The organism is Saccharopolyspora rhizosphaerae, assembly GCF_003931915.1.
GTDB classification, from domain to species: domain Bacteria; phylum Actinomycetota; class Actinomycetes; order Mycobacteriales; family Pseudonocardiaceae; genus Saccharopolyspora; species Saccharopolyspora rhizosphaerae.
In genome coordinates this window covers 14,777-41,414 of record NZ_RSAA01000020.1, presented here as the reverse complement: position 1 = coordinate 41,414, position 26,638 = coordinate 14,777, and the positions used below count along the sequence as shown (strand labels likewise).

Here is a 26,638-nt window from a genome sequence, read left to right as displayed (position 1 = left end):
CGTCGGGTGTGGGCGGGCTGGCCGGATCACAGCGGTTCACCGGCGGAATCCGTCGCGGGGGTGGCGTCCATCGAGAAGCGGGCGGTTTCGCCTGGTCTGAGGTGGGCGCGGTGTGGTCCGCAGACGCAGGTGACGGTCGGCGCTGGTGGTTCTGGGGCTGTTCGCACGGCGACCGCGCGTCCGGAGACGCGGATGGTCAGTGGTTGGCCGTGGTAGCGCACCGTCAGTTCCAGGGGGCCGAGTTCGGTCGGCCATTGGGGGTTGAGGTGCAGGCCGTCGGGGCGGATCTCGATCCCGGTGAAGCAGCGTTGTACCAGGTCGAGCGTTCCGGTCATGGCGGCCAGGTGGATGCCTTCGGCCGTGGTGCCGTGCTGGGTGTCGTGCAGGTCGCTGACCAGCGCGTCTTCGAAAAACTCCAGAGCCCGGCGCCGGTTGCCGCGGGCGAGCACCCATGCGTGCACGACGGCGCTGAGCGTTGAGCCGTGGCTGGTGCGTGCGAGGTAGTGCTCGACGTTGGCGGGGATGTCGACCATGGGGTAGCCGAGGCGGCCGAGGACTTCGTCGAGTTCTTCGGCGGAGAGCAGGTAGAACAGCATGAGCACGTCGGCCTGCTTGCTGACCTGGTAGCGGTTGGGGTCGTCTCCTTCGGCCTCGAGGATGCGATCCAGGCGCTGGATGTCGCCGTAGCGACGGCGGTAGGCGTCCCAGTCGAGCTCGGTGAGCTGGTGGTAGCCCTCGAACTGGCTGAGCACTCCGCGGTCGTGGAAGGGGACGAACATGCGGTGCGCGAGTCGGTCCCACCGGTCGATTTCGTTGTGGCGCAGGTCGATCTGGTCGGTGAGTTCGCGTCGTCGCTGGTCGGGAAGCTCTCGCAGGAGCTGGGTGGCTGTCGCGCACAGCCAGGCGGTCATGACGTTGGTGTAGGCGTTGTTGTCGATGCCCGGCGCGTCGTTGCCGGGGTAGGCCGTGTGGTATTCGTCCGGGCCGACGACGCCGCGGATGACGTAGCGGTCGATGCTGCGGTCATAGGTGGCCAGGGATGAGAAGAACCGGGTGATCTCGCAGATCAGTTCGGCACCTTCATCGTTGAGGTAGTCATCGTCGCCGGTGGCGAGGTGGTGGTGCCGGGCACTGTGGGCGATGGCGAGGCCGACGTGGCGCTGCAGGTGGGTGTGGTCGGGCAGCCAGCGGCCCGAACGCGGGTTGAGGTGCCAGGATTGGCTCTCCTCGCGCCCGTTACTGCCGCTCTGCCACGGGAACATGGCTCCGTCCAGGCCGGCGTGCCGGGCGGCACCGCGTGCGCGGGGGAGGCGCCGGTACCGGTAGCGCAGGAGCGCGCGTGACAGCTGTGGTAGCCGCAGGTCGAGCACGGGTAGCACGAAAAGCTCGTCCCAGAAGACGTGGCCGCAGTAGGCCTCGCCGTGCAATCCGCGTGCGGGCAGGCCGACGTCGAGGTCGGTGCTGTTGGGTGAGACGGTCTGGAGCAGGTGGAACCGGTGCAGCGCCAGGGTTCGCCGAGCCGGTTCGCTCAGCGAGGTGGCGGTGGAGAAGTACCGGTGCAGCCGCGCCCAGGCCACGGCCTGAGTTCGGCAGAGCTCGTCGAATTCGGGTGCGTCGCGAGCGCTGTCCACGGCTTCGGACACGGGTTCGGTGCTCGCGGCGTCGCGTGAGGTGTGCAGGGAAACGATCTTCTCCACCTGGACCTGCGCGTCCGGGGTGATCTCGCAGGTGAACTCGTGGTCCACGCGCTTGTCGCCCAGGTCGGTGGTCGGTGCCTGGTGCGGCGTGCCGTCGATGAGGAGCCGGTTGCGTTGCGCCACGGCGATGCGCACGCGCGACTGGGACGTCAGCACGTCCAGCACCGCCAGATCAGGACTCGCTTCGGTGACGTGGTGGTCGACGAGGTGGTGCGCGGCGAGGTCGCGGTAGCGGGCGACACCGGTGTTGGCCACGGCACCGTCGAGGCCGCTGCGGACCGTGATGGCTCCCGACCAGTCCTCGGGTTGCAGGGAGGTGTGCAGTCCGGCGAGGTGCGGGTGAGCGAGGTGCACCAGGCGGTGCTGCACCAAGCGTGTGGTGCGCTGGTGCTGATCGCGGAAACGGAGTCGCCGAACCAGGATCCCGCGCTGGAGATCGAGTTCCTGTTCTGCGTCGAAGATTTCGACGTGATCCAGTGCGAACCAGGGCCCCTGGTCGATTCGGAAGGTCAGTGGCAGCCAGTTCGGTGCGTTGACGATCGATTCGTCCTCGAGCCGGTGTCCGGCGACGTCGGTGGTGAGCCGGTTGAAGCATCCGGCGAGGTAGGTTCCGGGGTAGTGCACATCGTCGGCGACCGATTCGGGTGCGGCACCCCGGGTAGCGAAGTACCCGTTTCCCAGGGTGCACAACGCTTCGCGGCGTCCTTCGTCGTCGGGGTCGTACCCCTCGAACCTCAGGCGCCCCGCGGTCATCGGGAGTTGTCGCGGACCACGACCACCGGGCAGCGCGCGTGGTGCACGACGTGCTGGCTGACCGAGCCGAGCAGGGCTTCGGTGATCCCGCCGTGCCCGCGGTTGCCGACCGCGATCAGGTCCGCTCCGGTCTCCTCGGCGAGGTCCAGCAGGGCGCGCGCCGGGTGTCCGTTGGCGACGTTCTTGCTCACCGCGAGGTCGGAGTCCGGGTCGAGGACTTCGGCGATGATCTGGTCCAGGCCTGCGGCGGTTCGCCGGGAGATGTCGTCGCTGTCGGGAACCTCCCAGTTGTAGATCAATGGGACGTCCCAGGCCATGAGCGTGGCGAGCGTGCCTCCGAGCTGTTCGGCGTGCCAGGCCGCCCAGCGCAGGGCTGACCTCGACGCGGGCGAGCCGTCCACGCCGACCACGATCGTGTACTGGTGCCGTTGGTCCATCGCAGCCTCCCGGGTGTGTCGGATGCCCGGCTCGTGTCGTCGGCGAACAGCGGTTCGATCCTCGCGCGCCGGTCGCGGGCCGCTACGGGTGCTCCGACTGCGGCCCCACTGTGATGGTGAGGCTTACCCGGTTTCACGGCACGGTCGAAAGTAATCACGTGTCAGGAATTTTCGTGATCACGCGGGTGAGAGAGCAGAAATGCCCTGTTGTTGATGTCCGATGATGCTCACCATGGCTGGTGCCCCGGAGTTCGTCATGGGGGAGCAGGTGCATGAAGGAGCGCTATTGGACTGCGGGCATCAGCTGGCTCGTCCACGCACTGGGGATGCGGCAAAACCCGGTGCGACGTCGGGTGGACCGCCTCGTGGCCGTGGCGTTGCTCGGACTGCTCGTCGTGGCGCTGACCGTCGTGCCCCTGCTGGCCCTGTCTTCGGGCAAGGCGGAATACGTTGCGCAACGACGCGAGGCGGCTGTGATGGCGAGCAGTCAGCACGTGGTGGATGCCGTTGTGCTGACAGCCCCTGAGATGGTCGGTTCCTCACCCGGCGGAGGTGCGAGCGTGCACGCTGATGTCGGGTGGACGGGTGGTGACGGTCGCTCGCGCGCTGAGCGCGCCGAGGTGCCCTCCAGCAGCCACGTGGGAAGTCGTGTGCCGGTGTGGGTTGACGGTGCAGACCGCCTGGCGCCGACCCCACCGACGGAGGTCACCAGCATCGCGTCAGCGACGGGCACTGCGGTCGGTGTGCTCGCGCTGGGCCTCCTCGCCTGCGCGGGGATCATGAAGACCGTTCGCGCGGTCGCCGACGGTTGGGCCCGGCGTCGCTGGGAGTGGGAATGGGTGAACGTCGAGCCCGATTGGACCGGGCCCGGACGAGGATGACGCTTCCGCCTACCCGCTGCCGAACAGTGGATTGGGTGGGCGCTCCTTCGACCGGGTAACCCGGGGCCACGGTCATGCGAGACGTCCAGCGGAAGGACTGAGCGAGCCATATGGACGACATCGAACGCGTCGACGACGGACCGTGGTCACCGGAAGAGGTCGCGACCATCGCTCGCGCTGTCAACCGCGCGCCGTCGGTGCACAACACGCAACCGTGGTCGCTGTCGGTGCACGACCGGGTGGTCGAGTTGCACCAACGAGGTGACATCGCACCGTCTCAGTACGACCCGGAGGGCAGGGACCGCTTGATCTCGTGCGGCGCTGCGCTGACCAACCTCGTGCTCGCTATCCGCAAGCTGGGATGGCGAGCCGAACTCGCGTTCGGGGAGGACCCGAGGCAGCTTGTTTCAGTGGCGGGCAGCACCCGGCTGCTGCCCAGTGAAGCCGAACTCCAGCGGTACGAGGCGATCGCACACCGCGCCAGCCATCGTCGGCCCTTCGACTCACGCCCGGTCTCCGGCCCCGACGAGGAGGCCCTGCTGAGCGCGGCGGAGTGCCTCCCATCGCTCCGGGCCCGGTGGATCACCGGAAGCGAGGAAGCGCTGCATCTGGCGCGCTTGCTGACCTACGCCGCCCGCGTCCAACACGCCGACGAGATCTATCAGCGGGAACTGGCGAGCTGGATCGATGATCCGACCGATTCGAGACCCGGGGGAGTGCCCGCGAAAGCGCTGGGCACGCAGGGGCTCGGCGCGGTGGGGTTGGTCAGCGGATCGACCCACGTACCGGATGAAGCCTGGCTGGCAGCACGCATCGAAACGGAATCGGTGTTGCTGCTGAGCACTCCGGACGATGGGGTCCGTGCTCACCTCGACGCTGGTGCCGCATTGCAGAACGCGTGGCTGGAGGCCACCCACCGCGCTCTGGGCGCCTCCGTGATGACCCAATGCCTGCAACTCGATGAAGTCCGAGAAGGACTCGCGCAGCCTGGCCACCAGCCCGATTCGATCCAGGCGCTGATGCGCTTCGGCCACCCGGCCGGCATCGTTCCGCGCAGCAGCAGGCGTCCGCTCGAAGAGATCTTCAACGACAATCAGAGATGAGGTCTCCACCGCCCAGTGGACCACGACCACCGGACACGGGGGCGTGGAGCAGGAGTTCCAGCGACCGTCGAACCCTCCGATGCCCGGTGTCGGACGAACCGAGCGTCGCGTGCGGCATCGATACTGGGCCAAACACGACGAGGCCAGCGGGGATTCGCGTTCGCGCAGTCGCGCGAACAGCGTCGCGGGTCGTCACGCGGTGCGGGGGTGCCCGCGGACGACGAGCACGGGGCATCTGGCGTGGTGCAGAAGCGCCTGGCTGGTCGACCCGAGCAGCATGCCGCGGAACCCACCCCTCCCTCGGGTTCCCACCACGACGAGCTGCGCGCGGTCGCTCCAGTCGAGCAGGACGCCCGGTGGCCGGCCGCCGACCGCGACGCGCTCGACCTCGACGTCGGGATAGTGTGGACCCCAACCTGCGAGGGATTCGGCCAAGATCCGCTCCACATCAGCGGGTCGCTCGTGGGCTCGGCCGACGCCGACCTCTCTGATCGAGGGGTCCTCACCGACGTGCACCGCCACCAGGCTCACCTTTCGCCACGAGGCTTCGTCGAACGCCACGGCAAGCGCGGCCATGCTGATCGCGGTGCCGTCGACACCGACGACCACCGGGCCATCCGGAGTGTTCGGATCACGCACGACAGCCACCGGGCTGGACGCGTGCACGGCGACGGCGGCGGCCGTGGAGCCCAGCAGCATCCCGCTGAAACCGCCACGTCCCGAAGCACCTAGGGCGATCATGTGCGCGGTCTTCGACATCCGGAGCAGCAGCGAGATCGGTGGCTCCCGCAGGTACTCGGTGTGCACGGGTACTTCGGGGTCGACCGTGCTCGCGCGATTCTGTCCGTCGCGCAGGTTCGCACGCGCCAGCTGATCGATCTCTTCGAACACTGCGGGCAGGTACGGCAGCTCTGGCCCGTAGAAATTGCGGAGGTAAGGCTCGGTCGAGGACACCAGCCGCAATGAAAGATCGTGCGAGGACGCTTCCGCTGCGGACCAGGCCACCGCGCTGAGTGCCTGCTCAGAGCCGTCGATGCCGACGACGATCGTGTCGGTCAGATCAGTCATCCGCCTTACCCCCGGTTGTGCTGAGAATTCGAAGGGCGACGTCTCCCGGGACTGGCGCAGCCGTACAGCCCCGACGACGCCAAGACGTCATCAACGCGCTCTCGACCCCCGGGTCGAAACCTGGAACGGAGCTTCTCCTCGATTCCCCGTGTGCGGCACGGGGCAAACTCGAATAGATCCGACGATGGTTCTGCTGGGTGCTTGGTGAGTCCAATGGCGCCCAGGGTGCTGTCCGTTTTGGGGGCGTCACTGCCAGTCAGGTGGTCGAAACGCGCTCAGGCGCCGCCGTGCAAGTAAGGTCGCTCGGCCCTACAGCTGGCGCCGGTGAATCGGTTCGACTGGTGTCGTGGCAAGGAGCGAGGAGCCGCGTGCTTGGACCGTTGGTGAGCCCGGACCGCTGACGAGCGGGCCGCTATCGCTGCGTGCCCGACCACGGCCAAGACCAGGAGCGGACGAACTCCTGGTGCGGGTGCTGGTGTGCGGAGTGTGCCGGACGGACCTGCACATCGTCGAAGGAGACCTTCCCGTGCGCAAGGCCGGGGTGGTTCCGGGCCACGAGGTGATCGGTGAAGTGGTCGGGAAGGGCCCTGACGCGTCGGGGTTCGAGGAGGGCGACCGCGTTGGAATCGCGTGGCTGCGCAGTACCTGCGGGAGCTGCCTGTACTGCCGCAGCGGCCGGGAGAACCTCTGCCCGAACTCGCGCTACACCGGTTGGGACGCGGACGGAGGTTACGCCGAGTGGACTACGGTTCCCTCGGAATACGCCTATCACCTGCCGACCGGCTACTCCGACGAGGAACTCGCACCACTGCTGTGCGCCGGCCTCATCGGTTACCGGGCGTGGAAACGTGCCCGAGTGCCCCACGGCGGTCGGCTCGGCATCTACGGCTTCGGCGCCAGCGCCCACCTGACCGCCCAGGTCGCCCTGGCACACTGCGCGACGGTGCACGTGCTCACGCGCTCGGAAGCGGCACGAGCCCTCGCTTTGGAGCTGGGAGCGGCCTCGGCCGGAGGCGCGGCGGACAGCCCACCTGAGCCGCTCGACTCGGCGGTGCTGTTCGCCCCGGTCGGAGATCTCGTCCCGGTCGCGCTGGAGGCGTTGGACCGCGGTGGCACGTTGGCGATCGCCGGGATCCACCTCAGCGACGTGCCGGTGTTGGACTACCAGCGACACTTGTTCTTCGAACGCACCCTGTGCAGCGTCACGGCGAACACCAGGCTCGACGGCGAAGACTTCTTCCGCTTCGCTGCCAGCAACCCCATCCACGTCACGACGACGCCCTACCGGTTCGAGGAAGCTGATCGCGCGCTCGCGGACCTGGAAGCTGATCGCGTGCGCGGCGCGGCCGTACTCCGCGTCGACTCGCGCACTGCTTCTTGAAAAAAGTCCGCTCAACGCGACTGCGCGGTGAGCAAGGGGCTTCGCGTGACGAAAGACCCTGGATGAATCCCGCCTGCTCACCGAGTCTGAGCCTGAGCAGCTCCTTGGAGAAGTGTGATGTTCGTGCTCTGTGATTGGCGCAGGTGCTGAGGCCGAGGCTGAAGCCCTCGCCGCGTCGGTTGGATCGCCTCACGGTGTCGGAGTGGGAGGTCGTTGGACCGAAGTGGACACGGCAGGAGTGCTGATTTCGTGCGGGAGGGATGATGACTCAACCTCATGAGCGACGTCTTCTCGATCAGATCGAGCGGGAGCTGCGCGTAGCGGATCCGGGGTTCGCGGAGAGGATGACCCGCGCGCGGCCGCTCACGAGAGTTCGGGCGTGGATGAGTTTTCACAGGGCTCTCGGCGTGGTCGCGGCCTTCCTCGCGCTGCTGTGCCTGGTGCTCGGTGAAGGAGCCGGGTTCATCGTCTCCGGTCTCATTGCCGGCGCACTGCTGGTCAGCACCGGGTTGAAGCTCCGTACCGAATGACGGGGGAGCGGCTCATGCTCGCGACGGAGGCCTGGACTGTCGACATTCACCTCGAGGAGGACCACGACCCCATCTGCGCCCTGGCGAGCACCCCGCACTCGATGCGCCACACCTTCAACACCATCGCCCGGTGCACGGCCGTGACAGCGAACTGCGACAGCCTGGCACCTGTTCAGGGAGGCGGCGTCTGAGGTCGACCAGCTCACGGGTGCAGCCCCGTGCGATCAACACAGCTGCCTCGACCGCAGCCGGGTGAGCGTGCGTTCTTTCCACTGCGTTCGTGCGGTGGTCGCGCGCCCACGTCGCTGCGATCGGCATCGGGGCCCGAACCATCGGCGGAGGCTTGCCCGCGCGGAGAACTCGGTCGACGAATCGTGTCGTTAGCCCCTCCGGCAACCACACGCGGCGCTCCATCGTGAATGAGGATGCTTAAGAGCGGACGAGGAGTGGGATGCGCGGCAGGACTCGCGCGATCGTGCAGTGGACGGTCGCGGTGGCGGGGTTGGGCGTGTTGGCGTGGCAACTGCCCGCCCTGGTGGGCGAAGGGGGTCGCCTCGCCGGTGAACTGGCCGATCTTCGCTGGGGATGGATCGGGTTGGCCGTCCTGCTGGGCATAGGAGCGCTGGTGCTCTACGGGGAATTGCACCGGCGCCTGCTGGCTGCTGGCGGTGCGCGGTTGTCGGTGAGGTCCGTCCAGGCCATCAACTTCGCGGAGAACGCGCTGTCGACCACCCTGCCCGCTGTGGGCAACGCCGCCGGGTTCGTCTACGCCACGTACCAGCTGCGGAGGCGGCACGTGGAAGTGGCTTTGGCCGCTTGGTCGCTGATGTTGGCGGGAACGGTCTCCACCATCGTGGTGATCTTGCTCGCCGTCCTTGGCGCAGGTATTACGGGGCGAGTACCGGTGCTCGTCGCGGTCCTGGTGGTCTTGGGCCTGCTCTTGGCGACCTGGGCGTGCTGGCGTGCTGTGAACAGCGCCCCCGTGCTGCGTCGCTGCCTCAGATGGCTGGTCCGGCTTGGGCGGCACCTGCCGGCCTTCCTCGTGGGTTCCCGCACGTCGGCGGTGGACCCCGATTCGGTGTCGCAGCGCGTGTCCGACCGGATCGGGCTGCTTCGACCGAGCGGGGGCGGATGGGTTCTCATCATCGGATGCGCCGCCTTGAGCTGGGCGATGGATTTTCTGAGCCTGTACGCGAGCGTCGCCGCGGTCGGGCATCCGGCGCCGTGGCCGGCCTTGGCGCTGGGTTTCGTCGTGGTGCAGATCAGCATCGCGTTGCAGCTGTTCCCGGGTGGTGCGGGGATCGCCGAAGCCGGATTGCTCGGGGTGTTGATCGCATCCGGTGTACCGGTCGCCCCTGCCGTGGCGGGAACGTTGGTCTACAGGCTGATCAACTGGCTCGGTCTGGCGGCGATCGGTTGGGTCGTCTACGCCGTCCAAATTCACCTGATGTCACCGCCCCAGCAGCAGCTGCGCGCACGAGGATCCCCTTCTCGAGAACCGGAGACCGGATCTTGCAGCTGAACGGGTGGACGCGGCTGCGACCGTCGAGGGCGGACAACTGGAGTTGCGGGCGGACTCGCTGCGGGAAGCGGTCTACCTAGCGTTGGCACTGGGGAATCGAGGCCCTGTCAGGGGTGCTGGTTCTGGCCGGGATACCACCAGGCCCGCGGCGGTTGGCTCGCACCTTCGGCAGGGGAGATGCAGCTGTCCTGGTCGGCGACGGTGCGACTGATGTCCGACGGCGCGAGGATGCCGACCAGCTGGCCCTCGTCGAACACGAGGACTCGTCCGTCGGTGGCGGTGGACAGCCGGGGCAGGATCGAGGCCATGGACTCCCCCGGGGCGGCTGTCGCGGTTTCTTCCAACGGTGTCGCGGTCTGCCGCACGGTGGTGCGGTGCCGCGCTGGCTGGGGCACGGCTTGGATGCGCCGGACGGTGGCCAGTCCTTCGGCCTGCCCGGTCTCGTTGACGACGGGATATCCCGCATGAGGACGTTCGAACGGGGATTTCTCCAGGAACTGCTCGACGGTCAAGGCGCCCTCGACGGTGTCGACCGGGTGGGACATCACCTCACGGATCCGCACGTCGACCAGCGCAGCGCCGAGGTGGGCGCGTTGCTCTTCGGCGGCGGCCATGCCGGCGATGAACAGTCCCAGCAGGATCCACCACAGCCCCTCGGCGTGCTGACCGATCAACTGCGTGAATCCGGCGATGATGAGGAGGTAACCCAAGCCGAGCCCGGCCCGCGCTGACCAGACGGCCTTGAACCGGTCGCCGCTCCAACGCCACAGCAGAGCTCGCAACACTCGCCCGCCGTCCAGCGGTGCGGCAGGAACGAGGTTGAACACCGCCAGCAGGGCGTTGAGCAGCGCCAGGTAGGAGACCACGGCCACCAGGAGCTCGTCCGAACCGGCGGAGCGCGCACCCCAGGCCGCTGCGCCGAACACGCCGGCGAGCAGGGCACTGACCAGCGGGCCCACCACCGCGATGCGCAGCTCGGCGGCGGCACTGCCCGCTTCACCGCGGAGTTGGGCGATGCCGCCCAACAACCAGAGGGTGATGCCTTCCACGGCGACGCCGTTCCGGCGGGCCACTGCGGCGTGGGCGAGTTCGTGCCCGAGGAGCGAGCACACCAGCAGCGAAGAGGCTGTGATCCCGCTCACGACATAAGCGGTGGTGGAACGGCCGGGGAAGACCAAGGGAAGCTGGTGGATGGCGAGCCCGACCGTGACCAGCACCAGGATGCCCACCACGCTCCAGTGCAACCCGATGCGCACTCCGGCGATCCGGCCCAGCGGGATCGTTGTGTTCATGACCACGCTCCGAGGCAGAGGGTTCTTCTCCATTGTGCTCTGCGCCCGTGGTGATCGACGAAGGTTGCTCGCGGTGCGGGAGTTAGAGCTGTCGGCTGCTGGGGACAACGAGTTTACCCGCGGAGCAGTCCTCAACCTAGGGAGAGGCGCACTAGCGCGTCCGGCGCAGCCTTCGAAATGGTTGCGAATCCACGCAGTTCGGGAATCGACGACGATGACTGATGGTCCTCATCAACAAGGCCGCTGAGGGCGCGCTCCAGTAGATCGAAAGTCGTTCTCGGATGAACACTTTCGGACATCTGCGAGTTGTGCGAGACGAGGCGGTTCGCGCGATATGTGAGATTCCGATGCTCGTGTCACAGTGCGACTGTCGCCAGCGACCGTGCCAGGAGCTCGACACGGCGGTGAGGAGTGGGGCGAGATGACGGCGAAGCAAGAACTGCCGGTTTTGGTGGGGGTCGATGGGTCTGAGCCGTCGTTGGCCGCTGCGGTGTGGGCGGCTGAGGAGGCATTCCTCCGGCATTCTCCGGTGCGGCTCATGGCTGTCGGCAACGATTCGGCGCAGGACGAGGAGATCCGGGCGTCGCTGTCGAACGTGGCAGAGCACTGCCGCAAGAAGCATTCCCAGGTCGAGGTCGTCGAAGAGATCGAACACGGGAGTCCGACAGAGGCGCTGGTCCGGTGCTCCGCGGGTGCACGCCTGCTCGTGGTCGGATCACGTGGCCGCGGAAACCTCGCCGAGGTGGTGCTCGGTTCGGTGAGCACCGCGGTGGCGATGCGTGCCCGATGCCCCGTCGCGGTCGTTCGGGATCGCCGCACGAGCTTCTCGGTCGGCCCGGTCGTGGTCGGCGTGGACGGCTCGGCATCGAGCCGGTCGGCACTGCAGTTCGCGTTCGATGCGGCCACCGCACGGCAGGCGGATCTCGTAGCGATCTATGCCTGGCGGCCGGAAAACGCCGGGCATTCCCGGCGTGATGTGCCGCAGGGGGCTGTCTGGTTCAGCCTGGACGACGCACAGCGCGAGCTGGCAGCGCAGCTGGAACGATGGCGCGAGAGCCACCCGGGTGTTGTGGTTCGCGAGGCGGTTCAGTTCGGACACCCGGTTGAAGAGCTGGTGTCGGCTGCTTCGCACGCCCAAGTGTTGGTCGTCGGACATCGAGGCATGGGCGGGTTCGAGCGGCTGCTCCTGGGTTCGGTGGCCCACGGGGTGCTGCATCACGCCGAGTGCCCAGTGGTCGTCGTGCGCCCCGGCCAGACAACATGAGGTCCCCCGAATCTCTGGTGCTCCTTCGGCTAGCGCGGTCCGAGGTCCTCCGCGCGGTGTCCGAGGCGGGCCGCGTCGAGCATGATCTTGCGCTCGGCGGTGTCCACGGCCTGACGCACCGCGGGCACGGCGTCGGGATTGACTGAGATCGACGTGATGCCGTGGCGGACGAGGTGTTCGGCGAAGCCGGGGTCCGCGGAGGGTGCTTGACCGCACAGCGAGGAGGTGATTCGGGCTTGGCGGGCGCTTCCGATGATGTTGCCGACGGCGTCGAGTACGGCTGGGTCTGACTCGTCGAACAGCGGCGCGCATTCCTCGGAGTCGCGGTCCACGCCGAGGACCAGCTGGGTCAGGTCGTTGCTGCCGATGGACACGCCATCGATTCCCATCTTGGCGTACTCGGGAAGCCAATACCGCACCGATGGAACTTCGGCCATGACCCAGCGGTGCAGACCACGTGCCCCGCCGAGTCGGCTGCGGTCGATTTCATCCATGCACTGCGAGAGCTCCCACCGCGTGCGGACGAATGGGATCATCAGGTGCAGGTTCGGTGTCGTCTCCCGGACGTGGGCCAGCGCTTCGAGCTCCAGCCGGAACAACGACGGGTCGCGCACGTAGCGGTAGCAGCCGCGGTAGCCGATCATCGGGTTGCCCTCGTCCGGCTCGAAATCCTCGCCACCGGCGAGATTGCGGAACTCGTTGCTTCGGAAGTCCGCCGTGCGGTAGATGACCGGCCGCGGCGCGAAGGCAGTGGTGATCGTGGACAACGCGGTCACGATCGCGTTGATCGCTTCCTCCTTGCCACCTCGTGCTAGCACGAGGCCGGGGTGCTCGCCGCCCAGCGCGTCGGTGAGCAGGAATTCCGCGCGCAGCAGCCCCACGCCGTCAACAGGCAGCGCGGCCACCCGTGCTGCCTGCTCGGGCAGGGCGAGGTTGACGTAGATCCGAGTGGCGAGCGACGGTTCCGCAGCCGGTGGTCGTTCGGCTGCGAGGGTCGGCGTCCGGGCCGGAGTGCTGCGACCCTCGGTCACGGTGCCGTTCGCGCCGTCGACGGTGACCCGCGCACCGGTGCGCAGCGTCGTGGTGGCGGTGCGGGTGCCCACCACGCAGGGCAGGCCCAGTTCGCGGGCCACGATCGCGGCGTGGCAGGTCATGCCGCCGCTGTCGGTCACGAGCGCCGCCGCTCTGCGGATCGCGGGAAGCCAGTCCGGTGCGGTCATCGATGCCACCAGCACCTCACCGGTCTGCAACGCGCCCGCCTCTGCGGGAGACCGCAGAAGTCGTACAGATCCGGAGGCTGTGCCGAACGATGCGCCGAGTCCGGAGACCAGAACCGCTCCGGCGACTGGACGTCGGTCGAGGGTCGTGATCGGGCGGGACTGGACCAGCCACCACCGGCCGTCGGCGATCGCCCACTCGACGTCCTGCGGGCTGCCGTACAGCTGCTCCACCTTCGTCACCAGCTCGGCCAGCTCCGAGATCTCGGCGTCGCGGAGCACGCGTTGTTCAGCTTCGGTCGCCGCCACTTCGACGCGCGCTTGCCGTCCGCCGGAGTCTTTGACGATCTTGTGCGTTTTTCGGCCGATCGTCACGCGCGTGGGCTGGCAGTCCGTCTTCCTGACGGTGTAGCTGTCGGGTTCCACGGTGCCACCGACGACCGATTCCCCGAGCCCGAAGCCGGCTTCGATCAACATCTCGTCCTCGTCCCCGGTGGCGGGGTTGGCGGTGAAGGCGACTCCGGAGCGGTCCGCATCGACCATCTGCTGGACGATCACCGCCATCACCGGCTGCTCGCGCACTCCTTGCGCCGCGCGGTAGACGAACGCGCGAGGGCTGAACAGCGATGCCCAGCAGTCCACCACCGTGGCGGCCACGTCGCCTGCGCCGTTGACGTTGGTGAACGATTCGTTGACACCGGCGAAGGACACGTCGGGTGCGTCCTCCGCGGTCGCCGACGAGCGCACGGCGACTCGAAGGTCGGTGCCCAGGTCGGTGTAGGCCTCATCCACGGCAGCGCGAACAGCCGGGGCCATTCCCGCCCGGTGTACGAGCTGCCCCAACCGGTCGCAGATTTCGGTGAGCCGGTCCGGATCATCGACCACTCGGACGGCGTCGCCGATCAAAGCGTCCAGCTCGGATTGCGTGCCCGATTTTTCGATGCACGCGCGGTACGCGTCGGCGACCAAGACGAATCCGGGCGGAACAGGCAGATCCGCGCGTGTCAGCTCGCCGAGGTTCGCTCCTTTGCCGCCCGCCTCGAACACGTCATCGAGACCGAGTTCGGACAACCACCGGATCCACGGCATGGTCACCTCTCATTGTGCCGATCAACGCTTTTCGCGGGTGTGTGCCACTCCCCGTGCCTACCCCGGTCAACACATGAGGGAATCGTTGCCACGGCGTTGTGGATCGGTTCGTCGGGCAGGGACAGGCCGTTTCGCTGCGCCGCGACGATGCGCACTGGCGATAGCGCGGGCAGGGCGTGCTCCTGGGGTCGGCGGCAGCGATCTGGTGCTCGAACAGGTTCCGGCCTGGGCGCCGCGCCATGCCACGACTACCGCAGGCCGGTACCGTTAGTCCTTGTTGCGGACGACGACCACCGGGCAGTGCGCGTGGTGCATGACGTGCTGGCTGACCGATCCGAGCAGGGCTTCGGTGAATCCACCGTGTCCGCGGTGGCCGACGGCGATCAAGTCCACTACCACGTCTTCTGCGGCGTCGAGGAGGGCACGGGCCGGATGCCCGGAGGCGACCTCGTTGCGCACTGTGACCGCGCAGCTCTCGGTGACGACCTCCGCGACGGCCTCGCTCAGCCGAGTTGCAGCGCGACGTGCGATGTCGTCGCTCTCAGGCACCTGCCAGTTGTAGATCAACGGCTGGTCCCAGGCCATGACGGCCACGATCTGCCCGTCGGTCTGAGCGGCATGCCACGCGGCCCACCGCAACGCCGCGACCGACGGTGGCGAACCGTCCACGCCGGCGACGATCGTGTACTTGTGCGCATCGTTCATGGAGCCTCCCCGGAGACCGGATCGGACTACCCCGTGTCCGCTTGACCGAAACGGAGTCGCTCGAGCGAGAGAACGGGTTCGCCTCTACGACGGGTATGTCCAGCTTCCGGTTAGACGATGACGAAATGCCCTAATCTTCCCGTTACGGGAGGCTCATTCTTGGGTGGGAGCGGTCCACCGGGAGAGCGGACGCTCCGCCTGACGAGATCGTCGGAGCGAGGGGAACGCTGTGACCGAGAGCAGGTTGTTCGTCGTGGGCGTGGACGGCTCGGAGGCGAGCCAACGTGCGCTGCAGTGGGCGTTGCGGGAGGCACGGGAGCGCGGGGCTCCGGTCGCCGCGATCATGGTGTGGCAATCGCACGCGGTGCTCTCCGGTCCCGCTCCGCTGATGATGAACCCCAGGTTGGCACCGCACGAAGTGCGCGATCAGCACTGGCAGGAGCTGACCCGGGTCGTCAGCGAGTGCCTCGCGGGCGCCTCCACGCCCCAGTTGCAGGAGGAGCTCGTAGAAGGGCACCCGGACGAGGTCCTGGCCGCGAAGTCGGTCCACGCCGCGATGCTCGTCCTCGGTGACCGGGGACGTGGTCGCGTCGCCGATGCGGTGCTGGGCAGCACGGCGTTGCGCTGCATCCACCACGCGCGGTGCCCGGTCCTGATCATCCCCAGCGGCTTCGACCTCGGGGAGGTTGGTCCGGAAACGGCGCACGAGGCCGGTGATCCGGTCCTCGGCTGAGTCGGTCGACTGTCCGCGCAGGTATGCATCGCCCGCGGGGTAGATCATCGGCCGGGTTCGCGCGAATCGATCACGTGGCTGTGTCATCCGAGCTCCGGACGACCGCGACCGGGCAGGGCGCGTGGTGCAGGACGCCGGCGGCGACCGAACCCAGGAACACCCCGTCGAATCCGCCACGTCCGCGGTGCCCGACGACGAGCAGCTGCGCGTCCCGGCCCGCGTCGGTCAGCGCCGCGACGGGGTGGCCGCGCTGCGCCAGCTGCCGAGTTCGGACGTCCGGGAACTGCTCGTGCAAGGCGGAGACTTGCTCGGCGAGCGACTGCTCGACGTCCTGCTGCACGCGGTCACGCTCGTCGGGCGGCAGTGGTCCGGCGAGCAGATCCCCTTCGTGCCACACCTCCATCACGAGCAACTCGGCACCGGCGCGTTGGGCCTCTTCGAACGCGAACCGCAAGGCGGCAGAGCTGGATTCAGAGCCGTCGACACCGACCGCCACCGGCCCGACGGTCGTCGGTACGCCCCGGCGGACTACGACGACCGGACACGAGCTGTGGGTGGCCACGGCGGAGCTCACCCCGCCGAGCAGTGCGTCCGCGAATCCGCCGTGCCCGCGTCCGCCGAGAACCATCAGCTGCGCCTTCCGACTGTGCCGCAGGAGTTCCTCGACCGGTCTTCCTTTCGCGATCTCGACGTCCACCGCGAGGTGGGGGGCCATGGCCCGGCACTTGGCGGCGGCCTTGTGCACCGCGCTCTCGGCGTGGGACGCGCGGGCCGGGTCGTCGTTGACGATCACGAGCAGCAGAGCTGCCCCGCGGTGGTTCGCCTCGCCCACGGCCCAGTTGGCCGCGTGCACGGCGTCCTCGGAACCGTCGATTCCCACGACGATGGGTTCGTCCGGTGTCGTCATGTCGGTCTCCCAATCGGCTTGCGCTGCGAACTGAGCGGTCCCCGCTCCTCGTCGCCGATGACGCGGCAATGTTGCGTCCGCTCTCTTCCCGAAGGTCTGTTCGTCCGGTTCCTCACCACCAGCGACACGAGTCCAACGTTCTAGGCGTACCCGTGGCGAGCACCGCCACGCGAGGCCGAAGGACCTGTCCGGGTGACCCGCCGGCGGCGACGGCGTGGTGCGCCGGCCCCAGCGCGCTTCGCCGCCTCCATTCGCTGTTCAGGAGCGGCCGGGGTCGGCCGCGAGTGAGACGAAGCGGGCTAGCAACCCGGTCAGGGAGCTCGGGTCGTCGACCCCGTAGTGGGCCCAAGTCAGGCGGTCGCCGTGCTCGGCGCTGCGCACGACCACGCCGATGCCGTCCTCGTGGATCTCGCGCAGGGCGTCTTCGTCGGTGTAGTCGTCTCCGGCGAAGATGGGCACCGCGCCGGCGCCCGCCAACCCCATGTGCTCCAGCAGCCAGCGCAAGGCCCTGCCCTTGTTCCAGTCGACGTCCGGCAGCAGCTCGATCACCCGACGTCCGTGCGCAAGGCGGAGCGCGGGGAACGTGCGACCGATGCGGTCGACCGCGGAGAGCACCTCGTCGGTGGAATCCAGCCGGACGTTGCGGTAGTGCACGGCGAGGGCGAAACGCTTGCGGTCGACACGTGAACCTGGAATGAGCTTCAGCTCCTCGCGGAGGTGCCGTTCGGCTTCGTCGAGGCCGAGCAGCGCCGAATCGCCGACGTCGTGCGCGATCAAGGCGCCGTCGGGGCTCGCCAGTTCGAACCCGTGGCTGCCAGCGTACCAGAGTTCGTCGAGGTGAACTCGGCGGCGCACGTCGTCAAGATCCCGGCCGCTGAGCACCGCTACCGGGCTGCGCCTGGAGAGCTGCTGCAGGACGTCTCTCGTGCTTGCGGGCATGACGACTTCGGTGGGGTCCTCGCGGATCGGAGCGAGGGTCCCGTCGAAGTCCAGCACCAGCACGAGGCCGCGATCTCGTAGCCGCAGGGCGATCTCGTCCCAGCATCGGTGGGCGTCGGCCACCTCGGACAGACGCCGATCGGCCGAGGTCGTGACGGAAACGTCGCTGAGCGTGGACACGACCACATCGGCACCTGCTTGCAGCAATCGGCTCGGCGGACCGGTGCGGGCAACTCCGATGACGCGGCCGAAGGATCCGGCCTTGGCCGCCTGGACTCCGGCTTTGGCGTCCTCGACGGCCACGCACGCCGAGGCCGGCGTGTCGAGGCGGCGCGCTGCTTCGAGGAAGATCGCGGGTTCCGGCTTGCCGGGCAGGCCGAGCCGATCGGCGAGCACGCCGTCGACGCGGACGTCGAACAGCTGCGCCGCACCTGCGCGCCGGAGTACCTGCCGGCAGTTCCGGCTGGCGGAGATGACGGCGGTTCGGATGCCGCGTTCGCGCAGGGATTCGATCAGCGGTACCGCGTCGTCGAACAGCAGCGCACCCGCCGCGGCGAGGGCCTCGAGGAAGTAGCGGTCCTTGAGCTTGCCGAGACCGTGGGCGGTTTCGAGACCGGCAGCGTCATCGGCGTCGCCGCGCGGCACCGAGATGCCACGTGAACCGAGGAAGTCCAGCACTCCGTCGACCCGCCGCTTGCCGTCGACGTAGTCGGCGTAATCGGCTTGCCGGAACGACTGGTGATCTTCGTTCGAGGCATGGGGGCGCTCCGCCAAGTACTGGTCGAACAGGCGTTTCCACGCCGCTGAGTGCACGGCGGCGGTATCGGTGATCACACCGTCCATGTCGAACACCACGCCGCGGTAGCGTCGAGGATCGATGTTCGTGGCGACCATGTCGGCTCCCGCGACCGCTGTGCCAAGCGTGGCTCGTGGTTACCCGGCTGAGCGCAGGGGTATTCACCGTGCCAGGCCGTTCCGCGAGGCGCGATCGCTCACAGCTGTGCCGCGATCACCGCGAAGGCCCGCTGCGCGATCTCGGCACCGAGAGGTAGATCGGCAACGGCGCGGAACTTCGGTGACGTCTACCGGGTTGGTGGTGGCCGGTTCCCGGCCACCGTCGGAGGGAGGATGACGCGGTTGGACCGTGGCGTTGCGCAATCCTGCCCCGGGCACCTGCGGGTACCGGGGATGGGCGGCGTCGCGAAGTAGCTGAGGTGACAACTCCGCGCCACGCCGCATGCGCCGGTCGAGAACGAGGCCCGGTGCCCATCGATCCGCGCGAGCCGACGGCGCGCGTGTTCAGGGACCTGCGGACGACCGCTGGAGGACTCACCTCGCGGGAAGCACGGCGGCGGCTCGAGGTGCACGGACCCAACGATCTGCCGCATCACGCGGTCAGGGAGTGGCCGGTCGCGTGGCTGCGGCAGTTGACCCATCCGCTGGCACTGCTGCTGTGGATCGCCGGGGTGCTGGCCTGGATCGTCGGTACGCGGGAGCTCGCATTGGCGATCGTCGCAGTCATCCTGCTCAACTCAGCACTCGCGTTCTGGCAGGAAGAACAGGCTGAGCAGGCCGTCGAAGCGCTCGGGGACTACTTGCCGCAGCACAGCCAGGTCCGGCGGGACGGGCGCCCCACGCGGGTGCTGGCCACCGAGCTCGTGCCAGGCGATGTGCTGCTGCTCGGCGAAGGCGACCGGGTTCCCGCGGATGCCAGACTGCTCAGCGGCGCCCTCGAAATCGACGCCTCCGCGCTGACCGGCGAGTCCAGTCCGGTCGAGCGGACCGCGGATCTGCCGGACACCGCGCGACGCCCGGTGGACTCGCCGGTGCTGGTCTTCAGCGGCACGGTGTGCACCGGGGGGAGCGCGGAAGCCGTCGTGCACGCGACCGGTCGGCACACGGAATTGGGCCGCATCGCGATGCTCTCGGCACGGGTGCGGCTGGCCGAGAGCCCCCTGGAACGCCAGGTGCGCCGGGTCGCGTGGTTGATCGCGGCCGTGGCCACCAGCGTCGCTGCCGCCTTCCTGCCCCTGGGCGTGCTGGCCGGCCTGACCTGGACGCAAGCCTTCGTGTTCGCGATCGGACTGCTCGTGGCCAACGTCCCCGAGGGACTCCTGCCGACGATCACGCTCTCGCTCGCGGGCGGGGTGCGCAGCATGGCGCGGCGCGGTGCGCTGGTCAAACGCCTCTCGGCAGTGGAGACGCTCGGCTCGACAACCGTCATCTGCACGGACAAGACCGGCACCTTGACCCGCAACGTCATGCGGGTCCTGGAAACACGAGACGGCGTCGGCGCGCCCGCTTCACCCCGGCCTGAGTTCGCCTTGGCGGTGGCCCGGTGCACCACGGCTGACGAGCGCACCAATTCCGGCGACCCCATGGAACTGGCCTTGCTGGCGTTCTCGCACTCCACCGGCGAGGGCCTGAGCTCCGAACGGCGGGACGCGGAACGGGCCAGGCTGTTCAGGTTCGACCCGCACTTGAAGCGGATGACCACCGTGGACCACCTGGCGTCCAGGTACGTCGCGCACGTCAAAGGCGCTCCTGAAGAAGTGCTGCCCCGGTGCACCAGCGCCCGTGGCGCTGGTGGTGTGGTGCGGCAGTTGACGGGCCAGGAGCGGTCCAGGTTGCTCGACGTGGTGAACGAGATGGCCGGTCGCGGGCTGCGGGTGATCGCGGTGGCGCGTCGCGACTTCCCGGAGCTCCCCGCCGATCGCGAGAGGGCCGAATCGGACCTGTGCCTCTTCGGGCTGATCGGGCTGATCGACCCGCCACGAGCGGAGGTCGCCGCCGCGGTGAGCGCGTGTCACGCGGCGGGCATCCGCGTGCACGTGGTCACCGGCGACAACGGTCGTACCGCGACGGCGATCGCGCGGCAGGTCGGCATCGGTGGGGACCAGGTGGTCGATGGGTCGGAGTTGGACGCGATGGCCGAGACCGACCTGGACGAGCTGTTGATGAGCGGTCAGGAGATCGTGTTCTGCCGGGCCGCCCCCGAGAGCAAGCTGCGCATCGCCGATGCCCTGCACCACTGCGGGCAGGTGGTCGCGATGACGGGTGACGGGGTCAACGACGCACCTGCTCTGCGTCGGGCCGATCTGGGCGTGGCGATGGGGGCCAGCGGGACCGACGTCGCCCGCGAGGCCGCTACCGTCGTGCTCACCGACGACAACTTCGCGACCATCGTCAGCGGGATCGAAGAAGGCCGCCGGGTTTACGACAGCGTGCGCAAGTTCGTCCTCTACATCTTCGCCCACGCGGTGCCCGAGGTCTTGCCCTTCCTGCACTTCGCGCTCTCCGGCGGAGCGATCCCGCTGCCCCTGACGGTGCTGCAGATCCTCGCGATCGATCTGGGCACCGAGACGCTGCCGGCCCTGGCCCTGGGGCGGGAGCGCGCCGAGCCCGGTTTGATGGATCGACCGCCGAGAACCCGGTCCGACAGCGTGGTCACGCGGCGTCTCCTGCTGCGGGCGTGGGGGATCATGGGAGTCCTCTCCGGGATTCTCGTGCTCATCGGGTTCTTCGCGGTGCTGCTGGCGGCCGGTTGGCGGCCAGGGGCGGACGTGTCGGAGAACGCGGTGCTCCACCACGCCTACCTGCAGGCGACCACCGTGACCTTCCTGGGCATCGTCTTCTGCCAGATCGGTACCGCGTTCGCGTCCCGAACCCAGTACGTCGGACTCCGGGACATCGGGCTGACCAGCAACAAGCTGTTGCTCGCCGGCTGTGCGTTCGAGTTGCTGTTCGCGGCCGCGATCGTCTACCTGCCACCGCTGCGCGGCGTGTTCAACACCGCACCGCCGCCGGGCTGGACGTACGCCCTCATGCTGCCGTTCCCGGTGCTCGTGTGGGGCGCCGACGAGCTCTACCGACGCTTGTCGCGTGCCCGGACGTCTCGAAGCCGACGACCGTGAACGTCCTCGCCCGGGCGCTGCGGTGGCTGGCCGATGACGAAAGACCCTGGTTGGGCCTCGTCTGATCACCGAGCCTGAGAGCCAAGGAGCCTCTTCAGGAGAACGCGATGCGCGGTGATCAGCTGCTAACCGGGGCCCATTGGCTCGGTCAGGCGCTGAGATCGACACCGAACCCCCTGCGGCGTCGGCTGGATCGGCTCACAGCCATCCTGGTGCTCGGGCTGTGTGGAGGCCGTCGCCGTCGCACCCCCCACCGCGCAGGTCGTAGGAATCACCCCAGACATCCAAACGACCACCCATCGCGCCGACGTGAGGTGGGGTGGTGTCGACGGGACTCCCCAGAATGCCAACGTCGAGGTCGGGCGAACAACGGAGATGGGCGGGAAGGTCGTGGTGTGGGTTGACGACGTCGATCGGGTCGTCGCGGCGCCGTTGACCGAAGGCCAGCTCCGCGCCTCTGAAGTCGCGTTGATCTTCTGGGCGATCGCCATGGGTGAGGCGCTGTGCGCGGCTTTGATCGCCTGTGTTCACCGGATCGCGAACGTTCGAGCGCAGGGCGCGTGGAGCCGCGAGTGGGAGATCGTCGGCCCCAAGTGGACACGGCAGCAATACTGACGCCGTTTGACGGGACCGGCTGGTGAACCGCTCCTGGGAGCGGGTCGGCTTGCCTCATCCCGCACGACACTCCCGTTATCGTGAGGTCCCGGCACCGATGTCGACTGCGGTGACCTTGTACTCGGGGCAGCCGGTCACCGCATCGGTGTGCGGCGAAGTGAGTCTGTTGACGGCGGCATGCGGGAAGTGGAAGGACGTGAACACCTGTCCCGGTGCGACATCTCGTGTGACGTGGGCGGCCAACGTGGCCTGGCCCCACCTGCTGGTGACCGTCACGTCAGTCCCTTCCACCACCCCGAGGTGCGCCGCGTCGGAAGGGTGAAGTTCGAGGGCTTCGCCAGGGAGCAGCTCGGTGTTCTGGGTGCGCCGTGTCATGGATCCGGTGTTGTAGTGCTCGAGTCGACGGCCGGTGATCAAGGTGTACGGATACTGGGCGTCCGGTTCCTCGCCTGGCGGGAGGTAGGGGCGCGCCGCGAATGCGGCGCGGCCGTCAGGGGTGGCGAACCCGTTGAGGTACAGGACCGCGCTGCCGGGGCGATCGGGCGTCTGGCAAGGCCAGTGCAGCGGGCCTTCGGCGTCGAGGCGTTGGTGTGACAGGCCGGCGAAGATCGGTGTGAGTGAGGCGCATTCGGCGAGCGCCTCGGCCGGCGTCCGGCAACCCAGGTCCACGCCCATGGCTTCGGCGATCCGGTGCACGATGGTGAAATCGGTGGCGGACTGCCCGGGCGGGATGAGCGCGGGACGGACTCGCTGGAAGCGGCGGTCGAAGTTGACGAAGGTGCCGTCCTTCTCCAGGAACGAGGCAGCGGGCAGGACCACGTCGGCGAGTTCAGCGGTGTGAGAGAGGAAGATGTCCTGGCAGACCACGAAGTCGCATGCCCGTAGGGCGGAGCGGACGTGGTTGGCGTTCGGGTCGCTGTGGGCAACGTCCTCGCCGATGACGTGCAGCGCTCGCAGCTCTCCGGAGATCGCGGCGTCGAACATTTGCGGGATCCGCAGGCCCGGGCGCCCAGGTAGCGCACCACCCCAGCGGGCTGCGAACCGGTCGCGCACTGCGGCGTCGGTGACCGGCTGGTAGCCGGGCAGCAAGTCCGGGAGCGCCCCCATGTCGGACGCGCCTTGGACGTTGTTCTGACCTCGCAGCGGGAGGATTCCGCAGCCTTTGGGGGTACCGACGGAGCCGCGGAGGAGGGCGAGGTTGGCGAGGGCGCGCACGCCGTCGGTGCCGTGCGCGTGCTCGGTGATCCCGAGGCCGTAGACGATGGCCGGATGTTGCGCTCGCCCGAACAGCCGTGCGGCCTCGACGAGGTCGGCAGCTCGCACGGAGGCGATCTCGGCGGCGTGGTCGAGTCGATTTTCCTGCACGAGCTGGGCGAGGTCGTTGAAGCTCGTGGTGCGTTGCTCGATGAAGTCGCGGTCCAGGTGCCCCTCCTCGATCAGTACTCGGGCGATGGCGTTGAAGACGGCCACGTTGGAGCCGGGCCGGGCTTGCAGGTGAACGTCGGCCAGGGAGGCCAGTTCGGTGCGGCGCGGGTCGATGACGATGAGCCGTGCCCCGGCCATCACGCGCTGCTTGATGCGCGCTCCGACGACGGGGTGCGCTTCCGAGGGGTTGGCGCCTGCGAGGAGGACGCAGTCGGTGCGGTCCAGGTCGTCGAGCGGGTTGGTGCCGCCGGCCAGCCCGAAGGAGGCGGTGAGCCCGGCCGCCGAGGGTGAGTGGCACAGCCGCGAGCAGTTGTCGATGCTGTTGGTGCCGATGGCGGTGCGGAGGAACTTCTGGGCGAGGTAGTTCTCCTCGTTCGTAGCTCGCGCGGACGAAATCATGGCGATGGCGTCCGGCCCGTGCTCGTCCCGGATCGAGGTCAAACGGTTCGCGATCGTGGACAAAGCTTCGTCCCAGGTGGTTTCGACCAGCTGGTCGCCGCGTCGCACCAGAGGCGCGGTGAGGCGGTCATCCGCGCGGCTGAAGGTGTGGGCGAACCTGCCCTTGATGCAGGCGTGCCCGCGGTTGACAGGTGCTCGGTGCGTCGGGGTGATGGCGGCGACGGCGCCGTCCCGGACGTGGACGTCGAGCGTGCAACCGACCCCGCAGTAGCCGCAGGTCGTCGTAGTCGTCGTAGTAGGGCGGAGGTCTAGTAGGCCCGGTTCGGAAAGCGCTCCGGTGGGACAGCTGTCCACGCAGCCACCGCACCCGACGCACGGGGAGGAGACCCAAGGACCACCATCACCGGCGGTGACCACGGTGTCGAAGCCGCGGCCGGTGAGCTCCAGGGCGAACGTTCCCTGGACCTCGGCGCACATGGCCACGCACCTACCGCAGGCGATGCACAGGTCGCGGTCGAGCTTGACGTAGGGGTGCGAGTGGTCGAGTCCCCGTTCGTGCCCCGCACCGCTGAAACTGCTGGTGGTGATGCCGAAGTGGGCGCAGGCCCGGACCAGCTCGCTGCGCTCGGCCGGCAGGTCCAGGGCACGCTCGGGAAGTTCGGACACGATCAGTTCCACCGCCTCACCAGCGGTTTGCCGGGCAACCGGATCGTTGAGGCGGACCCGCAATCCGTCGCTCGCGGGCGTCGTGCAGGCAGCGACGAGGCGCTCCCCGGCTCGCACGAGGCAGGTTCGGCAGGAGCCGCGTGGCGACAGCCGCTCGTCGTGGCAGAGCGCAGGCAGATCGGCACCCGCGGCGTGCACGGCATCGAGCACGGTGGCACCGTCCGGAACCGTCACCGACGCCTCTTCGACGAGGACCTGCATCAGGGCTCCTCTCCGGTGAGCTCGTCCGGGTACACCTGGAGCAGGCTGCGCACAGCGGCGGAGACGCCCCGACCGAAAGCACACAGACTCCCCGCTGACATCACGCTCAACACCTTGTCGTGCTGCTCCAGGATTCCTCTGGAACTGGTCGGGAACTGCGTCGCCAACTCCTGGCCGCGGTGGGTTCCCACCCGGCACGGCGTGCAGGAGCCGCAGCTTTCAGCGGCGGCGAAGCTCCACGCGTGCTGGAGCAGTTCCCACGCGTAAATCCGGTCGTCGATCGCGACCAGGCTGCCGTGCCCGAGCCCGACCCCTGATTCGGCAAGGTCTTCTGCCAGCAGCGGGACGTCCAGGTCGTCCGGCGAGAGGAAGCCGCCGAGCGGACCGCCGATCTGCAGGGCCCTGAGCCGGTAGCCTGGATCGAGGCCACCGCCGAGCTCGTCGACGAGGTGGCGCAAAGACACACCGAACTCGACCTCGTACACGCCCGGGTTCGCGAACCGCTGACTCAAGCACACGAGTTTGGTGCCGGTCTCGACCGGATTGCCAAGCCGTGCGTAGGCGGTGCCGCCGTGGCGCAGCACCCACGGCACCGCGGCCAGCGTCTCCACGTTGTTGACCGAGGTGGGCTGCCCGTTGAGGCCATGTTCGGTTGGATATGGCGGCCTCGGGCGCACAGCGCCGCGGAATCCCTGCAGCGCGTGCAGGAGGGCGGTTTCCTCCCCTGCGACGTAGGAGCCAGCGCCCTGCACGACCTCGATGTCGAAGTCGACCGGGGAGCCGTGCACACCGCGGCCCAGGTGCCCAGCTTCGCGTGCGCTCTTCACCGCGTCGCGCACCTTCTCGGCAGCCGACGGATATTCGGAGCGGACGAACACGACTCCCCGGTTCGCTCCCGTCGCGAAGCCCGCGAGCGCCAGCCCTTCGAGGACTCGGTCCGGGTCGCTTTCCAGCAGCAGCCGGTCGCAGAAGGATCCGGGGTCGCCCTCGTCGCCGTTGGCCACCACGAATCTCGGCTCCGGGCCGGTCGCGGCCGCCCGCCACTTGTCGGCCACCGGGAACTCGGCACCACCGCGACCGCGCAGCCCGGCGCGCGCGACCTCGGATCGGACCGCCCTCGGGGACCCGGTGGCCACGATCTGCGGCCACACCTGCCACGAGCCTTCCTCCCCGGTCAGTCCCGCAAGCACGACGGTCCGACCACTGGTGGCCCGGTAGGGGATCGCAGGTGGTGGTGCGCTCCGGAGATCGGTGGAGCGCAATCGTTCACCGATGTCAGGGCCGGTGATCGGTGTGCGCCTGTCCAGTGCCGCCGGAGAGGCGTAGCAGTAACCGAGGCAGTACGCCCCGGCCAACGACCGCGAGCCATCCGCGCTGGCCTGTCCGGCGGTCACACCCAGTGCCGCCTCCGCCACCGGCACGGTCGGCCCACCGGCCGAGACGAAGCACGACGTACCGGCGCACATCTGCACGTGCCGGCGCCCACGGACACCGGCGAAATCAGCGTAGAACCCGGCCGCGCCGGTCAACGCTGCCACCGGCCGCCCTAGGTCGTCGGCGACGGCGCGCAGGTCGGCTTGGTCGATTCGCGCGTGCTGCGCCGACGCGTCGTGGAGCCTTCCGAGCGCACGGCCGTCGCTTCGCCCGAACCGCCGTTCCCTTTCGACGAACGCGTCTCGACCCATGGGCTCCTCCCACTCGGATCGTCAGCGTGGAACCACCGCGCAGGGCGGGCCACGTGGAGCGGCGCGCCTGCGCAGGCGTCCCGCCATTCCCTCGAACTCACGGTGACCGACCACGTACGGCTTCGCGAGCCGAGCTGCTCCGGGCAGCACCCGCG

20 protein-coding genes are annotated in these 26,638 nt (G+C 68.6%); 10 read left to right on the top strand and 10 right to left on the bottom strand.

Going from position 1 to position 26,638, the window contains the following annotated elements; genetic code table 11:
* Positions 1–26 precede the first annotated feature (26 nt).
* Positions 27–2,450 (bottom strand): glycoside hydrolase family 65 protein, encoded by a 2,424-nt coding sequence (locus tag EIL87_RS20290; protein ID WP_125092171.1) that lies wholly within the window; start codon positions 2,448–2,450, stop codon positions 27–29.
* Positions 2,447–2,887 carry a universal stress protein gene (locus tag EIL87_RS20285; protein WP_125092170.1) on the bottom strand — a complete coding sequence of 147 codons (441 nt, stop codon included), beginning with the start codon at positions 2,885–2,887 and terminating at the stop codon, positions 2,447–2,449. Before EIL87_RS20285 ends, EIL87_RS20290 begins: the two co-directional genes overlap by 4 nt.
* 272 nt (positions 2,888–3,159) lie before the next feature.
* On the opposite strand from EIL87_RS20285, the gene EIL87_RS20280 reads away from it, so the two are divergent.
* Positions 3,160–3,768: an Rv1733c family protein gene (locus EIL87_RS20280; RefSeq protein WP_125092169.1), complete on the top strand. Its 609-nt coding sequence runs from the start codon at positions 3,160–3,162 to the stop codon at positions 3,766–3,768.
* Between the two features lie 110 nt (positions 3,769–3,878).
* Positions 3,879–4,871, top strand: coding sequence for an Acg family FMN-binding oxidoreductase (locus EIL87_RS20275; protein WP_125092168.1), 993 nt, complete (start codon positions 3,879–3,881; stop codon positions 4,869–4,871).
* Between the two features lie 192 nt (positions 4,872–5,063).
* Here the strand turns inward: EIL87_RS20275 and EIL87_RS20270 are convergent, their stop codons facing one another.
* Complete coding sequence (locus tag EIL87_RS20270; RefSeq protein ID WP_125092167.1) at positions 5,064–5,939, bottom strand: universal stress protein; 876 nt, start codon at positions 5,937–5,939, stop codon at positions 5,064–5,066.
* Between the two features lie 346 nt (positions 5,940–6,285).
* Here EIL87_RS20270 and EIL87_RS20265 point away from each other — a divergent pair, with 346 nt between their 5' ends.
* The 4 genes from EIL87_RS20265 to EIL87_RS20255 all read left to right on the top strand — a co-directional run bounded on the left by EIL87_RS20265 (position 6,286) and on the right by EIL87_RS20255 (position 9,372).
* Positions 6,286–7,320, top strand: coding sequence for a zinc-binding alcohol dehydrogenase family protein (locus EIL87_RS20265; protein WP_125092166.1), 1,035 nt, complete (start codon positions 6,286–6,288; stop codon positions 7,318–7,320).
* Positions 7,321–7,580: 260 nt separating this feature from the next.
* The gene (locus EIL87_RS20260; protein ID WP_125092165.1) at positions 7,581–7,850 is read left to right on the top strand and encodes a DUF3040 domain-containing protein; all 270 of its coding nucleotides are present in this window, start codon (positions 7,581–7,583) and stop codon (positions 7,848–7,850) included.
* 14 nt (positions 7,851–7,864) lie between these two features.
* Complete coding sequence (locus EIL87_RS26890) at positions 7,865–8,041, top strand: hypothetical protein (protein ID WP_158628673.1); 177 nt, start codon at positions 7,865–7,867, stop codon at positions 8,039–8,041.
* Positions 8,042–8,301: 260 nt separating this feature from the next.
* On the top strand, positions 8,302–9,372 hold the full coding sequence (locus tag EIL87_RS20255) for a lysylphosphatidylglycerol synthase transmembrane domain-containing protein (protein WP_125092164.1): 1,071 nt from the start codon (positions 8,302–8,304) through the stop codon (positions 9,370–9,372).
* 107 nt (positions 9,373–9,479) lie between these two features.
* Here the strand turns inward: EIL87_RS20255 and EIL87_RS20250 are convergent, their stop codons facing one another.
* Positions 9,480–10,664 (bottom strand): site-2 protease family protein, encoded by a 1,185-nt coding sequence (locus tag EIL87_RS20250; protein WP_125092163.1) that lies wholly within the window; start codon positions 10,662–10,664, stop codon positions 9,480–9,482.
* 421 nt (positions 10,665–11,085) lie between these two features.
* Between EIL87_RS20250 and EIL87_RS20245 the strand changes: the two genes are divergently transcribed.
* Positions 11,086–11,928, top strand: a complete 843-nt coding sequence (locus tag EIL87_RS20245; protein ID WP_125092162.1) for a universal stress protein — start codon at positions 11,086–11,088, stop codon at positions 11,926–11,928.
* 29 nt (positions 11,929–11,957) lie between these two features.
* Here EIL87_RS20245 and ppsA read toward each other — a convergent pair whose 3' ends face one another.
* Positions 11,958–14,234 carry a phosphoenolpyruvate synthase gene (ppsA, locus tag EIL87_RS20240; RefSeq protein ID WP_125092161.1) on the bottom strand — a complete coding sequence of 759 codons (2,277 nt, stop codon included), beginning with the start codon at positions 14,232–14,234 and terminating at the stop codon, positions 11,958–11,960.
* Positions 14,235–14,501: 267 nt separating this feature from the next.
* The gene (locus EIL87_RS20235) at positions 14,502–14,939 is read right to left on the bottom strand and encodes a universal stress protein (protein ID WP_125092160.1); all 438 of its coding nucleotides are present in this window, start codon (positions 14,937–14,939) and stop codon (positions 14,502–14,504) included.
* A gap of 229 nt (positions 14,940–15,168) precedes the next feature.
* Between EIL87_RS20235 and EIL87_RS20230 the strand changes: the two genes are divergently transcribed.
* On the top strand, positions 15,169–15,672 hold the full coding sequence (locus EIL87_RS20230) for a universal stress protein (protein WP_125092159.1): 504 nt from the start codon (positions 15,169–15,171) through the stop codon (positions 15,670–15,672).
* 70 nt (positions 15,673–15,742) lie between these two features.
* Here the strand turns inward: EIL87_RS20230 and EIL87_RS20225 are convergent, their stop codons facing one another.
* Together EIL87_RS20225 and otsB are read right to left on the bottom strand one after the other, a co-directional pair.
* Positions 15,743–16,579 carry a universal stress protein gene (locus EIL87_RS20225; protein WP_125092158.1) on the bottom strand — a complete coding sequence of 279 codons (837 nt, stop codon included), beginning with the start codon at positions 16,577–16,579 and terminating at the stop codon, positions 15,743–15,745.
* A 258-nt stretch (positions 16,580–16,837) separates the two neighbouring features.
* On the bottom strand, positions 16,838–18,412 hold the full coding sequence (gene otsB, locus EIL87_RS20220; RefSeq protein WP_125092157.1) for a trehalose-phosphatase: 1,575 nt from the start codon (positions 18,410–18,412) through the stop codon (positions 16,838–16,840).
* Positions 18,413–18,732: 320 nt separating this feature from the next.
* On the opposite strand from otsB, the gene EIL87_RS20215 reads away from it, so the two are divergent.
* Positions 18,733–21,432: a cation-translocating P-type ATPase gene (locus EIL87_RS20215; RefSeq protein ID WP_125092156.1), complete on the top strand. Its 2,700-nt coding sequence runs from the start codon at positions 18,733–18,735 to the stop codon at positions 21,430–21,432.
* A gap of 225 nt (positions 21,433–21,657) precedes the next feature.
* Complete coding sequence (locus EIL87_RS20210) at positions 21,658–22,047, top strand: hypothetical protein (RefSeq protein WP_125092155.1); 390 nt, start codon at positions 21,658–21,660, stop codon at positions 22,045–22,047.
* A 75-nt stretch (positions 22,048–22,122) separates the two neighbouring features.
* Here the strand turns inward: EIL87_RS20210 and fdhF are convergent, their stop codons facing one another.
* Complete coding sequence (gene fdhF, locus EIL87_RS20205; protein ID WP_125092154.1) at positions 22,123–24,798, bottom strand: formate dehydrogenase subunit alpha; 2,676 nt, start codon at positions 24,796–24,798, stop codon at positions 22,123–22,125.
* The gene (locus EIL87_RS27760; RefSeq protein WP_125092153.1) at positions 24,798–26,483 is read right to left on the bottom strand and encodes an NADH-ubiquinone oxidoreductase-F iron-sulfur binding region domain-containing protein; all 1,686 of its coding nucleotides are present in this window, start codon (positions 26,481–26,483) and stop codon (positions 24,798–24,800) included. The genes fdhF and EIL87_RS27760 overlap by 1 nt, the downstream gene beginning before the upstream one ends.
* Between the last annotated feature and the right edge of the window lie 155 nt (positions 26,484–26,638).